The organism is Rhodococcus sp. IEGM 1366 (assembly GCF_033142425.1).
Taxonomy (GTDB): Bacteria; Actinomycetota; Actinomycetes; order Mycobacteriales; family Mycobacteriaceae; genus Rhodococcus_F; species Rhodococcus_F globerula.
In genome coordinates this window covers 610,711-624,524 of record NZ_JAWLRZ010000002.1, presented here as the reverse complement: position 1 = coordinate 624,524, position 13,814 = coordinate 610,711, and the positions used below count along the sequence as shown (strand labels likewise).

Annotated in this window: 14 protein-coding genes; 1 reads left to right on the top strand and 13 read right to left on the bottom strand. The window is 61.9% G+C overall.

The features are described 5' to 3' along the window. Positions 1–89 precede the first annotated feature (89 nt). Complete coding sequence (locus tag R4P64_RS08885) at positions 90–3,422, bottom strand: protein kinase domain-containing protein (protein ID WP_317820340.1); 3,333 nt, start codon at positions 3,420–3,422, stop codon at positions 90–92. A 126-nt stretch (positions 3,423–3,548) separates the two neighbouring features. Continuing rightward, on the bottom strand, positions 3,549–5,030 hold the full coding sequence (locus R4P64_RS08880; RefSeq protein ID WP_092800447.1) for a flavin-containing monooxygenase: 1,482 nt from the start codon (positions 5,028–5,030) through the stop codon (positions 3,549–3,551). A gap of 77 nt (positions 5,031–5,107) precedes the next feature. Between R4P64_RS08880 and R4P64_RS08875 the strand changes: the two genes are divergently transcribed. Next, complete coding sequence (locus R4P64_RS08875) at positions 5,108–5,737, top strand: TetR/AcrR family transcriptional regulator (RefSeq protein WP_084703054.1); 630 nt, start codon at positions 5,108–5,110, stop codon at positions 5,735–5,737. Here the strand turns inward: R4P64_RS08875 and hisF are convergent. The 11 genes from hisF to hisD form a co-directional block, all read right to left on the bottom strand. Then, a complete protein-coding gene (hisF, locus tag R4P64_RS08870; protein WP_033230908.1) occupies positions 5,734–6,507 on the bottom strand; it encodes an imidazole glycerol phosphate synthase subunit HisF in 774 nt (257 codons plus the stop codon). The genes R4P64_RS08875 and hisF overlap by 4 nt on opposite strands. After that, the gene (locus R4P64_RS08865) at positions 6,504–7,337 is read right to left on the bottom strand and encodes an inositol monophosphatase family protein (RefSeq protein ID WP_095886456.1); all 834 of its coding nucleotides are present in this window, start codon (positions 7,335–7,337) and stop codon (positions 6,504–6,506) included. The genes hisF and R4P64_RS08865 overlap by 4 nt, the downstream gene beginning before the upstream one ends. A gap of 9 nt (positions 7,338–7,346) precedes the next feature. After that, a complete protein-coding gene (priA, locus tag R4P64_RS08860; RefSeq protein ID WP_033230910.1) occupies positions 7,347–8,081 on the bottom strand; it encodes a bifunctional 1-(5-phosphoribosyl)-5-((5-phosphoribosylamino)methylideneamino)imidazole-4-carboxamide isomerase/phosphoribosylanthranilate isomerase PriA in 735 nt (244 codons plus the stop codon). 19 nt (positions 8,082–8,100) lie between these two features. Next, positions 8,101–8,364: a membrane protein gene (locus R4P64_RS08855; RefSeq protein WP_033230911.1), complete on the bottom strand. Its 264-nt coding sequence runs from the start codon at positions 8,362–8,364 to the stop codon at positions 8,101–8,103. Further along, positions 8,361–8,996 carry an imidazole glycerol phosphate synthase subunit HisH gene (hisH, locus tag R4P64_RS08850; protein WP_033230912.1) on the bottom strand — a complete coding sequence of 212 codons (636 nt, stop codon included), beginning with the start codon at positions 8,994–8,996 and terminating at the stop codon, positions 8,361–8,363. The genes R4P64_RS08855 and hisH overlap by 4 nt, the downstream gene beginning before the upstream one ends. A 37-nt stretch (positions 8,997–9,033) precedes the next feature. Beyond that, the gene (locus R4P64_RS08845; protein WP_317820336.1) at positions 9,034–9,330 is read right to left on the bottom strand and encodes a DUF2470 domain-containing protein; all 297 of its coding nucleotides are present in this window, start codon (positions 9,328–9,330) and stop codon (positions 9,034–9,036) included. Continuing rightward, on the bottom strand, positions 9,317–10,471 hold the full coding sequence (locus tag R4P64_RS08840) for an MFS transporter (protein ID WP_317820334.1): 1,155 nt from the start codon (positions 10,469–10,471) through the stop codon (positions 9,317–9,319). Before R4P64_RS08840 ends, R4P64_RS08845 begins: the two co-directional genes overlap by 14 nt. Before the next feature lie 62 nt (positions 10,472–10,533). After that, complete coding sequence (locus tag R4P64_RS08835; protein ID WP_033230914.1) at positions 10,534–10,683, bottom strand: hypothetical protein; 150 nt, start codon at positions 10,681–10,683, stop codon at positions 10,534–10,536. Next, entirely contained in the window at positions 10,680–11,294 is a 615-nt protein-coding gene (gene hisB, locus R4P64_RS08830; protein WP_033230915.1) for an imidazoleglycerol-phosphate dehydratase HisB, read from the bottom strand. Before hisB ends, R4P64_RS08835 begins: the two co-directional genes overlap by 4 nt. Then, positions 11,291–12,427 carry a histidinol-phosphate transaminase gene (locus tag R4P64_RS08825; protein WP_045070174.1) on the bottom strand — a complete coding sequence of 379 codons (1,137 nt, stop codon included), beginning with the start codon at positions 12,425–12,427 and terminating at the stop codon, positions 11,291–11,293. The genes hisB and R4P64_RS08825 overlap by 4 nt, the downstream gene beginning before the upstream one ends. Continuing rightward, positions 12,424–13,746 (bottom strand): histidinol dehydrogenase, encoded by a 1,323-nt coding sequence (gene hisD / locus R4P64_RS08820; RefSeq protein WP_033230917.1) that lies wholly within the window; start codon positions 13,744–13,746, stop codon positions 12,424–12,426. Before hisD ends, R4P64_RS08825 begins: the two co-directional genes overlap by 4 nt. Between the last annotated feature and the right edge of the window lie 68 nt (positions 13,747–13,814).

Genomic DNA, 13,814 nt, shown 5'->3' with positions numbered 1-13,814 from the left:
TGTCCATTGGCTTCACCCAGTTGGACGCACGGGAGTACCGCACGGTTCCGCCCGACTCCATCCATTGCGACAAGTCATGATCCCCAGCGCTACGAGGGCTGCTCCAACTCCCACGCCGCGAGTTGTGTGCGCGAGGTGAAACCGAGCTTTGTCAGAATGTGCTCGATATGCCGTTGCGTGGTCCGAACCGAGATTGCCAGGTTATCCGCGATGGCTTTGTTATCCAGGCCGACAGCGACGAGGTCGGCAACCTGTTGTTCGCGCGCACTCAATCCGGCCTCTTGGCCTGTAGCCGACGGATTCTCTTGCAGCGCAAAGGCTACGGACTCGTGAAAGTCCAGGGCGTGCCCTTGATTCCGGGCACTGCGAAAAGCCTGGCTGCCAAGCGCACGAAGCGTTTCCTGCTCGCATCGCTGCCGATAGTTTCCCAAGCTCGGAAACAGAACCGGAGAACTGTTCACCATGTCGACGATCGCCTCGGCGGCGCCCATCAAGACCACGGCGCGACGTTCGTCGTGTTCGGCGCCGGCAATCCATGCAAGCGCGTCCAAACACACCGTCGCCGTGAGCGGTTCCTCGACGCGTTCGGCGATACGCAATGCCTGTTTGACAAGGTCCGCTGCGTAAGCGAGATCTCCTTGACGCCAGACCGCGACGCCCATCGACCACAGCGAGTAGGACCGGTACACCGATTCGCCGGTGCGCTGCGTGATCGCAAGAACCTGCTCATGACAGGAGATCGACTGGTCCGTCTCACCATTGGCTTCGTACGCCATCCCGAGCGTGTTCAGAATCCACACCCGCAAGGCGAGATCATCGCCGGTGCCGACCAGGTCCAACGCCTTCCGGAGGTAGTCACACGCGCGCGCAGTGTCGCCGAGAAACAGTTCGAGGCAGCCTTGCGCTTGGATCACCCTAGCCTGCGAGGTCCACTCGTCGAGATGCTCGGACAAGTCCAGGTGATCGAACACATCCAGCTTTTGGGACAGCTCGACCGCTTCGGCAACACGCGCCGCCGCGACATCGAGCGCACCCTGGATTTCGGCGAGAACGCCACTGGCACATAGCGCTTTGATTCTGTCGACGGTCGGATGCTCGACATCGATGTCCAGGAGGTGGTCGAGCCAATAGCGCCCCTCGCTGAAAAGTCCACGCGAGAGCCAGAATGGGAAGAGTGCGCCGGCGATCTGCAGCCCGAGGCGGTCGTCACTGTGCGTCGACTCCGCGTAGTCCATCGCGTCGCGGAGATTTGATTGTTCTCTCCCCAATCGATCAATCCAGTCCTTCTGCCGGGCACTGATCCATTCGGTTTCCGCTTCCAGCACCATCTTTCGATACCAGTCGCGATGTTGCCGCCGCAACAAACCGTAGTCGCCGGATTCCTCTGCCTTCTCGCGGCCGTAGTCGTGGAGCGTATCGAGCATCCGGAAACGCACGACCGTTTCCGATTCTTCGCGGATCAGGATCGACTTGTCGACCAGCGAGGCCATTCCGTCGAGCAACTCGTCCGCACTGTGATCGCCGCAGCAAATGCTTTCCACTGCATCGAGTTCGAAGCCACCGGCAAAAACGGACAGCCGCGCCCACAACTGCTGTTCCCACCTGGTGCAGAGGTCGTAACTCCAGTCCATACACAACCTCGAGGTCTGTTGACGGGACGGCGCATTACGACTACCGAGTGTGAGAAGCTTGAACCGGTCGGTCAACCGATCCAGGATCTGTTCGACGGACATCGAACGCAATCGGGCTGCAGCCAATTCGATGGGTAGGGGCAATCCGTCGAGTCGCTGACAAATCCTCGCAACCGTGACCTTGTTTCCCTCAGTCAGCTCGAATCCAGGCAATGCCGCGGCGGCCCGATCAGTGAACAGCGTGATCGCGTCGAATCTGGACAAACCGTGAATTGACGTTTCGCGGTCGGGGGCGGGCACGGACAACGGCGGCACCCGAAGGACAGTCTCGCCACCGATACCGAGCGGTTCACGACTGGTTGCGAGAATGCGAAGTTCCGGACACACACGCAGAAGAAACGTGACCAGATCGGCTACTGCATCAACCAGGTGTTCGCAGTTGTCCAGCAAAAGCAGAACGTTCCGATTGGCCAGAAAGTCAGCCAATACGTCGTCGAGAGGGCCGGTGCGGTCTCTGATCCCGAGCGAGGACGCAACAAGATCGGCAAGCAAAGACGCGTCCTGCAGTTCGCCCAGTTCGGCTACGGACACTCCGTCGTCAAATTTCTGTCGCAGATCCGCTGCGACTCTGACCGCCAGCCGAGTCTTTCCTACGCCACCGATACCCGTCAATGTGACCAGCCGAGATTCGAGAATCTTCGCTTTGGTTTCGGTCAACTCTCGCCGCCGACCGATGAAGCTGGTCAGTTCCAACGGCAAATTGCCGGAAGGGGGCGGGGACGTGGTAGTCGCAGACGAGCCTGCGTATCTGACGAGGACATTGCCATCTGACGCTCCGGAGTTCTGCTGACTTTCCTCACCCGCTTCGGTTGCCAGCAGCGCCATATCGGTAACGGGAAAACCTTTAACCGACTGGATCTTCCGAAGGTCTTCGCCGAATTCGCGGGCAGACGCAGTCCGCCGAAGTGGGTCGCCATTCATCGCGTGCTCGATCACCGCGGACATCCCTTCCGGGATTCCCAGTTCACGGAGGTCGGGAATCGGCTCGGTCGTGATGCGCAAGAACTGCGCGATCAATTCCTCGCCGCTGCGACGTTGGAATGCCGCGTGCCCGGACACAGCGCAGAACAATGTTGCACCGAGGCCGTAGATATCTCCCGCAACGCTGGGCGGCTCTCCGCTGAGAATTTCGGGTGCCGTGAACGCCGGCGATCCCGTCACGGTACCGGTGGACGTCTCGAATCCGCCCACGATGTGCGCGATACCGAAGTCCGTGATCGCCGGCTCGCCATAGTCGGTGAACAGGATGTTCGCAGGTTTGACGTCTCGGTGGAGGATCCCGAGTCGATGAGCACTTTCGAGGGCGCCGGCAATTTTCACTCCGAGCCGAAGAGTCTCGTTCAGCGACAGCGGACCCGTCGAACGAATTCTTGTTTCCAGAGATCCTCTCGGGTGATACGGCATCACGATGTACGGGTGACCGCTTGCCGTGGTGCCGACGTGCAAAACGTTGACGATGTTCGGGTGGCCGGTCAGCCTCCCCATCACGTGTTGTTCACGGACGAAGCGAGCATCGTTTTCCTGTTCAACGCTCGCGGTCAGGACCTTGACAGCAACGATGCGATCCAAGCGCGGCTGCGAACAGCAATAGACGACGCCGAAGCCTCCACGCCCGATCTCGCGGGCGTCCTCCAGCCCCGACATCTCCAGTTCGGAGACGACGTTCGACGTATCGTGCGCCGTGCTGAACGGATCAGCACGCTGCGTACCAAACGGATCGATTTCCGACATCAACCTTGCACCAACCAACCCTCCCCGAAGATTCGCTGGCACTGATCTCGAGAAGCCCAAAATCAGGATATCCCTTTTTGCCGCAGCGCACCGTCGCCCTTTGCCAGGAAACAAGCGCAGGAAAGCTCAGGAGATCGAATAGGCCTCGAGAGGGAAGCGCTTCGCCTCGACAAATGCGTTGCGCGTCGATGTTGGCCGCAGGATAGCCGCCTCACCGTGCTGATTGAAGTAATAGCTTCGCGCGGTCTGGCAACTGCCGCCGTAGAAAACGGAGTCCGCCAGGTTTTCGGTCATTCGGTCGAGAAACTCGGTATTGGCGGCCTCGGTGACCTCGAAGGTGTCGGCTCCTCGCCGCTTCAGTTCACCGAACAGTCGCTCGATGTGCTGCATCTGCGATTCGATGGTCGTGAAGTAGGACAGCCCGCTGTACGAATAGGGACTCGCGAGGGTGAGAAAGTTAGGGAAATGCGGGACGGACACTCCCTCATACGCCTGGAAACGGTTGTCACGCCACCACTTTCCGAGATTTCTGCCCTCTCGGCCGATAACCTCGATGGCCGGGAAGTTGACGTCCCACAGATTGAACCCAGTAGCCAGCACCAGAGTGTCGATCTCGGTCTTACGACCGTCAACCGTGACGATACCGTCGGCGGCAATGTGGTCGATCGACGTGGTCTCGAGGTGAACGTTTCGTTTGGTGAATGTACGGAAGTAGCTGTTGGAGAAGGTAGGTCGCTTGCATCCGAAATCGTAGTCGGGAGTGAGCTGCTTACGCAGCGCCGCGTCGCGGACCTGCGACCGCAGGAAGGCACGCGATGCTGCTGCGGCGCCCTTGTTGAGCAACTTCACCTGCTTGTAGTGCAAGACAGCGCTCACCATGATCATTTCCAGAATTCCGGAACTGACAGCTCGCGCGATCCGCTGGGTCAACGGAATTCGGGAGAAGAGCTTCTGGACGGCCGACGGAATGGGGACGTCGAGCTTGGGAACAACCCAGATTGGCGTGCGTTGGTACACGGTCAGATCCGCGGCTTGGCGCGCAACTTCGGGAATGAGTTGCACTGCAGTAGCGCCGGTTCCGATGATTGCCGTCTTTGTACCGGCAAGTTCGTACGAATCGTCCCACGCCGTGGTGTGAATGATCTTGCCCGCAAATTCGTCGATGCCGGAGATATCCGGCCGATGCGGCTGAGAGAGAAAGCCCGTCGCCGTCAGTAGATAGGTCGCGGTGATCTCAGGCTGCCCGTCCACGGACACCACCCAGTGCGCCTCGTCCTCGTCCCACCGCGCGCCGTTCACCACGGCGCCGAACGTCATATGGCGCCGTAGGTCGTACTTGTCCGCGACATGGTCGGCATACTTCTTCAACTCCGCACCTGGCGCAAAAAGCCGCGACCAGTGCGGATTGGGCTCGAACGAATACGAGTAGGTGACCGACGCGATGTCGACCGCCAATCCCGGATAGCGATTGACGTGCCACGTTCCACCCAGATCATCCTCGCGTTCGAGGATCGCCAGGTTGTTCAGGCCCAACCGCTTGAGTTGAATGGCTGCGCCCATTCCGCCAAAGCCCGCCCCGACCACTACTGCGTCGTACTGCACTGCCATCAGTTGAAATCCCCTCGTGAACCGCACATCAGAAACTGACACGTCATTCCGTTATGGAAAACGGTATCATCTTCAGCGTGACGAAGGCCATAACCCGAGCGGAGCGAAAAAAGGCGGAACTACGCCGCGAGATAATCGACGCATCGTTCGAGTGTTTTGCCCAACGGGGCTATCACGCCACCGGAATCGCTGATATTGCAACAACTCTCGGTATCGGCCACGGCACGTTCTACCGATACTTCGAGAACAAACGCGACATCATCGATCACGTCATCGACGATCTGATTGCCAAGATCATCGACGCACTGGCCACCGACAATGCGCCGGACGCAGCCAACACCTTGGACGAGTACCGAGCTCAGGTAGCCCGCATCGCGGATGTACTCCCCCGTATCTTTTTCGACGACCCACGGATCCCGCGGGTGCTGCTCTTCGAGACAACGGGGGTCGACGCCGACCTGACGGGCCGGATGCTCGACCTACTCGACCAGGCCGCCGCACTGACTGCCGGATATCTCAGTCACGGCGTCGAATGCGGATACCTTCGCGCCGACCTCGACATCGCGAATACGGCCCAGGCCGTCAACGGCATGATGCTGGCCAGCGGCATACAGGGACTGCGAGCCGAGTCGTCCGTGGACTGCACCGCCCTCAATCAGGCGATCACCCGGATGATGTTCGACGGAATCCGAGCAGAAAACACCTAGCGGACAACAATCCCTTCGGCGCGCATGGCATCCTTGACCTGCGGGATGCTCAGGTCACCGAAGTGGAAGACACTCGCCGCGAGGACTGCGTCGGCGCCTGCTTCGACGGCAGGCGCAAAATGTTCGACCAGACCGGCGCCGCCGCTGGCGATGACCGGAACGTGAACAGCGGCACGGACAGCGCGGATCATCAGGAGGTCGAAACCGGCCTTGGTGCCGTCGGCGTCCATGGAGTTGAGCAGGATCTCTCCGACGCCCAACTCTGCGCCGCGCTCGGCCCACTCGACCGCGTCGATGCCGGTTCCGCGCTTGCCACCGTGCGTCGTGACCTCCCAGCCGGACGGAGTGTCCGGCTGGCCCTGCGGAACCGTCCTTGCGTCGACGGACAAGACGATGCACTGCGAACCGAAACGCTCACTCAATTCCTTGAGCAGTTCAGGACGTGCGATGGCTGCGGTGTTGACGCTGACCTTGTCGGCTCCGGCGCGCAGCAGGCGGTCGACGTCCTCGACCGTGCGTACACCGCCGCCCACCGTCAGCGGAATGAAAACCTGCTCGGCAGTACGACTTACAACGTCGAGCATCGTGCCACGATCAGACGTCGACGCGGTCACGTCCAGGAAGGTCAGCTCGTCGGCGCCTTGGGCGTCGTACGCTGCGGCCAGTTCGACCGGATCGCCCGCGTCGCGAAGGTTCTCGAAGTTGACACCCTTGACCACTCGTCCGGCATCGACGTCGAGGCACGGGATCACACGAACTGCGAGGGTCATGACGTTGGTCCTCCTGAGGACGAAGCGCGCGGATCACCGAGCGATGTAAGGATGTCGAGAATTTCACCGTGAACACCGGGAGCGGCAGCAAGTACCGAACCCGATTCTACGGTCCACGGGTTACCGGCGAGGTCGGTGACCACCCCACCTGCCGCGCGTACAAGGGCAACGCCCGCCGCATTGTCCCACGCATTGTGCCCATAGACGATTGCGCCGCCTAAAATGCCTGCCGCGGTGAAGGCCAGATCAACTCCCGTGCTGCCGTGGATACGGATACGGGAAGACACCTTGCTGATTTCGGCCAGTACTTCCAGCCGATAGCTGCCGGGAATTCGTCCGCGACTCTTCACGTTGAGCGCACCCAGCGCAACGATCGACGACGCCAGATCAGTGGATTCCAAGGGTGGTACAGCACTGCCGTTCACCAGCAACGGGCCGCCTGCTTTTGCCGCGTAGGTATGTCCGATCAACGGCAACCAGGTCAACCCCAGGACCGGAACGCCGTCGTCGAGCAATGCCAGCAGAGTTCCGGCCTGCGGGAGCCCGGCCGAGTAGTTGAACGTGCCGTCGACGGGATCGAGAACCCAGACGAGCCCGGACTCGATGTCGGGCCCGCCGAATTCCTCGCCGTGCACTTCAATCCCGGTGCGATCGAACAACTCCGACGACAACCGCTTCTCGAGCGCGAGGTCCACCTCGGTGGCAAAATCGGCCCAACCCTTACGGACTGCGCTCGGCGAACCCACACCGGCAACAAACTGATCGTGAACGCCGTCAAGCAGCCCACCGGCAATCGCGAGGAGTTCGTCGAGGTCACGCGGCGGGTTCATCAAGCGAATCTAACCGGAAACTGCAGCAAGTGCTTCAGGAAGGGTGAAGCGGCCGGCGTACAGCGCCTTGCCGACAATCGCGCCTTCGACGCCCTGATCAACGAGGCTGGAGATGGCCAGCAGATCATCGATGGTTGAAACACCACCGGATGCAACAACGTGGGCGTCGGTCACGGCGCACACCTGGCTCAGAAGTTCGAGATTGGGACCGGTGAGGGTTCCGTCCTTGGATACGTCGGTGACGACGTAACGCGTGCAGCCGTCACGGTCCAGACGAGCGAGGGTTTCCCAGAGGTCTCCGCCGTCGGTGACCCAGCCGCGCCCGCGGGTACGGTACTGGCCGTCGACCAGACGCACATCGAGGCCGACGGCAATCCTGTCGCCGTACTTGGCCAATGCACGAGCACACCACTCGGGATCTTCGATGGCAGCGGTGCCGAGGTTGACGCGAGCACAGCCGGTGGCCAGTGCAGCTTCGAGGGAGGCGTCGTCACGGATTCCACCGGACAGTTCGACCTTGACCGTCAGGTCACCGATGACGCCTGCCAGCAGTTCGCTGTTGGATCCGCGCCCGAAGGCGGCGTCGAGGTCGACAAGATGTACCCATTCGGCACCGTCGTTCTGCCACGCAAGGGCGGCGTCGCGGGGCGACCCGTAACCGGTCTCACTTCCCGCCTCTCCTTGCACGAGGCGAACAGCTTCACCGTTGACAACATCCACAGCAGGCAAAAGGACCAGGCTCACGTGCGATAACCCTAGTCGGTCAGGACCTTGAACCGTGTGTCGGGTCTTGATCACCGTCGCCGAAGGCATTTCGCGTCATCCGCTTCGACACGACGCCCATCGCCGCGATGGCCGCACCAACCCCGACGAGGCCGATCACGAGCCCTACGACAGGCGTCGGATCCACCAGAACGACGATCACCGTCGTGACTGCCAGAACAGCCACGGCGGCGCCGAGCGAGAACAGCGCAAGACGAGCCAACGAGAAGTTGTCTCCGCTGTACTTGCCGGAAGGTCCGGTCACAAACTCTGCACCCAGTTGCTCAGCAACTCAGCACCCGCATCGCCCGACTTCTCGGGGTGGAACTGCGTTGCGGACAGCGCACCGTTCTCGACGGCAGCGAGGAACTTTCCGCCGTGATCGGCCCACGTCAGTTTGGGAGCAGCGATGTGCTCGGACGGCGGCAGTTCCCAGTTCTGCACACCGTACGAGTGGACGAAGTAGAAACGGGTGTCCGCGTCGATGCCCTTGAACAGCGTGCTGGACTCGGGTGCTTCGACGGTGTTCCATCCCATGTGCGGCAACACATCGGCCTTCAAGCGCTCGACAGTGCCGGGCCACTCGCCGCACCCTTCGGCTTCGACGCCGAATTCGACGCCGCGCTCGAACAGGATCTGCATACCGACACAGATGCCCAGAACCGGCCGTCCGCCCGCGAGGCGCTGACCGATGATCCGCTCACCCCGAACCTCACGCAGGCCCTCCATGCACGCAGCAAAAGCGCCGACGCCGGGAACGACCAGGCCGTCTGCGGCCAGCGCCACCTTGGGATCGCTGGTTACCTCCACCTGTGCGCCGGTGCGCGCCAATGCGCGGGTGGCCGAATGCAGGTTGCCGGAGCCGTAGTCGAGGACGGCAATCGTGGAAGCGCTCATGCCCCAACTCTATCGGGCACGTCTGACGCTACTGCGATCAGTGCTCAGGCCTCGCGACACCAAGTTTGTTGTACGCGTCCATACACAGAGCAACCACTTGCGTCCGGATGGCGGCGCGGTCCACTGCCGGCTCGGGCCACGGAACCTTCACGAGCTTTTCCGTACCGTCGACATCGGCAACCCACTCGCCCGCAACCGAATCGAGGCCCACCATTCGCGCGCTGGTCGCGGTCGGCTCCGCGAAAGCCCGAACGATCATCAGATTGTCGCTGGTGTGATCCGCATTCATATGAGCGGTCACACCGGCGATAACCGTGTCGTCAAAGGTTGTCATAGCTCCGGATCTTAGAACCTGCCGTGTGGTTGTCCGGTTTCGGATCGCCCCGTCGGCCGATCGATGTGCCGGCCACAGCGAGTGCCGGGATCAACGCGACGACACTTGCCGAGACGATGAATACCCACGTGTATCCCGACACCGATGCCACAAATCCCAGCGCAATCGCGCCGATTCCAGTTCCGGCGTCGTATGCGATGTTCCAGATCGCGCTGGCCGATCCGATGCGTTTCGGACCTGCAGCCGAAAAAGCCATGACCAAGGATTCATTCTGCACAGCACCGAATCCGAACCCGAAAAGCACTGCAGCGCCGATCAACACCACATTCGCACCGTCGTCGACACTCAGGGCGAACAGGAGGAGACCGACTGTCGCCGACACCAAGGCCGGTGCGAGCATCTTGCCGCTACCGAATCGATCGGAGATCAATCCCGCTGAGTATCGACCCACCAGCATGGACCCACTGGCCGTCGCCAGCACCACGCCGGCGATCGCGGCACGATCCGAAATTGCGATGGGCAACAGCGAGGACAAGCCGCCGAACGACGCTGACACGCACGCAAGCGCGACCACGGGGACCATCACCGTGAACACACTCACTCGCGCAGACGTGCCGGTTGGCTGAGCGCGCAATTTCGGCAAGCGGGTGATGGCGATTACCGCGAGCGCCGGAACCACGGCGCCCAAAACGAAGACCGGTGTGGCCGACCATCTTGCCGCTATCGCCAAACCCAGTGGCAACCCTGCCATTTGAGAGGCTGCAATCGCGATGCCCTGGGCTCCGGTAGCTCGGCCCAGTATTCGCCTGGGCGCCAATTCCGCGACCAATGCGCCGCCGGCGACCGTGAGCAAACCGAATCCGACACCGCGCACTGCCGACACCGACAACGCCGCAATCGAATCGGAAAACATCAACAGCACCAGCGACGGTGGCCCGAGCAACAGGCACCCCGCAGTGAGTACAGGACGATAGCCGCGAGTCCTCAACAAGCGCGGCACCAGCAACTGTGTCAGCACAGTAGCCGCCATGAAGACGCCCGTCACGGCCCCGGCCAAGGCGTCGGAGCCACCCGACTGCGCCACCACCAACGGAACAACCGGAAGCAGTAACGACCAGCCACCAAAGGCGGCAGCAGCCATGACCAGGACACTGATCATCCCCGGGGTTCGGAGTAACCCCGGGGATGATGTGCGTTCGACCATCAGATGCGCAGCGCGCCGGCTACCGCTGCAAGAATTGCCAGTGCCAGAAGGATTCCCGACGCCAATTTGTTCACCTTGAACATCGAGTAGGCCCCGCCCACAGCGATTCCCGCGCCGATGAACAACAGATAGGTAAAGAGGACGCTCACAGAGTGCCCTTCGTCGAAGGCACGCCGCTCACGCGCGGATCCGGCTCGACGGCCTCACGCAGAGCGCGAGCAACAGCCTTGAACTCGGCCTCCGTGATGTGGTGCTGATCGCGTCCGTACAGAACCCGAACATGCAGGGCGATACGAGCATTGAGCGCGATCGACTCGAAGACGTGGCGGTTGATCACCGCGTGGTACGGAACGCCGGGGTACCCGCCGATGACGGAATGCACCATGTAATCCGGTTCCCCGGTATGCACGCAGTACGGACGGCCGGACACGTCGACGGACGCGTGCGCGAGGGTTTCGTCCATCGGGATGAAGGAATCACCGAATCGGCGAATACCCTTCTTGTCCCCCAATGCCTGACCCAACGCCTGACCGAGAACGATGGCGGTGTCCTCGACGGTATGGTGAGCGTCGATTTCGACGTCACCTTTCGCCTGAACACTCAAGTCGAAGCTGGCGTGCGTACCCAACGCGGTGAGCATGTGGTCGAAGAACGGAACGCCGGTGGAAACGTCGACAATGCCGGTCCCGTCCAGGTTCAATTCGACGACGATGCTGGATTCTCGCGTCGTTCGTTCGATCCGCGCAATGCGATCGCTCATGCCGTTTCTCCTGCGTTGATGAGTTCTGTACCGGCGATCTCGTCACTGGCTTTGATGAACGCGTCGTTCTCGGCTTCGAGTCCGACCGTCGCCCGCAGATATCCGGGGATGCCGATGTCGCGAATGAGGACACCTCGATCGAGGTACTCCTTCCACGCCTGCGCACTGTCGGTGAATTGACCGAACAAGATGAAGTTCGCGTCACTGGGAATCACTCGGAAACCGGTGTCCGCCAATGCCTTCGATACCCGATCACGCTCGGCTGACAATGCGTGAACGCTGGCGAGGGTCTCGTCGGCGTGACGCAGCGCAGCGCGCGCGGCAGCCTGCGTGACCACCGAGAGGTGATACGGCAAGCGCACCAACAGCAATGCATCGATGAACGCGGGGGCGGCAGCCAGATAGCCGAGTCGGCCACCGGCAAACGCAAACGCCTTGCTCATCGTGCGCGTGACCACGATCTTGGTGGGGAACTCGTCGATGAGCGTCATCGCGCTGGGGGCGGCGGAGAACTCGGCGTAAGCCTCGTCGACGATGACGATGCCCGGCGCCACCTCGAGGATGCGTCGCAGTTCCGCGATGCCGACACTGTGGCCGGTCGGGTTGTTGGGACTGGTCACGAACACGACATCCGGTCGACGTTCCGCGATCACGGTGACGGCAGCATCCACGTCCAATGCGAAGTCATCCCGACGGAAGACCTCGACCCACTCGGTATCGGTGCCGTCCGCGATGATCGGGTGCATCGAGTACGAGGGCACAAATCCCATCGCGCTGCGTCCAGGACCGGCAAAGGCCTGGAGTAGTTGCTGCAGGATTTCATTCGATCCGTTGGCCGCCCACAGGTTGTCGACGGTGACCGGTACACCCGTCTGCTTCGACAGGTACGCAGCAAGATCCGTCCGCAGCGCCACAGCGTCGCGGTCGGGGTAACGGTGCAGTTCCTTGGCCGCTTCACGCACGGATTCGGCGACGTCATCGATGAGCGCCTGCGTCGGCGGATGCGGGTTCTCATTGGTGTTGAGCTGTACGGGAACCGTCAACTGCGGAGCGCCGTACGCGGACTTACCGCGCAGGTTCTCGCGAATCGGGAGCGCGTCGACCGAAATCGACGCTCCGGGAGCGGCACTCATCGCAGAGCCTCGAACCGCAGACGCACAGCCTCACCGTGAGCCGGCAGGTCTTCAGCATTGGCCAGCGTGATGACATGTCCGGCAACATCTTTCAATGCCGATTCGGAGTAGTCGATCACGTGGATGCCGCGCAGGAACGTCTGCACACTCAGTCCGGACGAGTGACGTGCACAGCCGGCCGTCGGCAGAACGTGGTTGGAGCCGGCGCAGTAGTCGCCGAGGCTGACCGGCGCCCACGGACCGACAAAAACCGCTCCGGCGCTGGTGACCTGAGCTGCGACACCGGTGGCATCTTCGGTCTGAATCTCGAGGTGCTCGGCTGCGTAGGCGTTGACTACGCGGAGACCAGCTGCGACGTCCGAGACCAGAACGGTTCCGGACTGGCTTCCGGTGAGGGCGGTGGTGACGCGCTCGCGGTGCTTGGTGATCTCGAGTTGCGCGGCCAGAGCCTTGTCGACCGCGTCGGCCAATTCAACGCTGGTCGTGACAAGGACGCTGGCGGCCATCACGTCGTGCTCGGCCTGGCTGATGAGGTCGGCGGCAACGTGGACCGGGTCAGCGGTGTGGTCGGCGAGGATCGCGATCTCGGTGGGACCGGCTTCTGCGTCGATGCCGACCAGTCCGCGGCACAGACGCTTGGCCGCAGTGACGTAGATGTTGCCGGGACCGGTGATGAGGTCGACCGGGACAAGCTCGGTTCCATCGGTGTCGGTTCCGCCGTAGGTCAGGAGGGCGACGCCCTGCCCGCCGCCGACGGCCCACACCTCGTCGACGCCGAGCATGGCTGCTGCGGCAAGAATGGTGGGGTGCGGCAATCCGCCGAAGTCAGCTTGGGGCGGCGAAGCGACAACCAACGATCCGACGCCGGCGGTCTGAGCCGGGACGACGTTCATGACAACGCTCGACGGATACACGGCATTGCCGCCGGGAACATAGAGACCAACACGCTCGACCGGAACCCAACGCTCGGTGACCGTGCCACCCGGAACGACCTCTGTGACGGTGTCCTTGCGACGCTGATCGGCGTGCACCTTGCGAGTGCGCTCGATCGCAACCTCGAGGGCTTCCTTGACTGCCGGGTCGAGTTCACGAAGTGCGCGCTCGAGCTCAGCTGCGGGCACACGAACCGACCCGGGACGAACGCCGTCGAACTTCTCGCCGAACTCGAGAGCAGCTTCTGCGCCGCGATCGCGAACGGCCTCGACCATCGGGCGAACCTGATGCAGCACCGCATCCACATCCACTCCACCTCGCGGAAGCGCGGCACGAAGTTCGGCCGTGGATGGGGTACGACCACGCAGGTCGGTGCGGGCAAGCATGAGAGTTCCTCTCGTACGCAAACGGGGGACCTGTGTCTCGCAGAGAGAACACAGAACTGACGTCAATT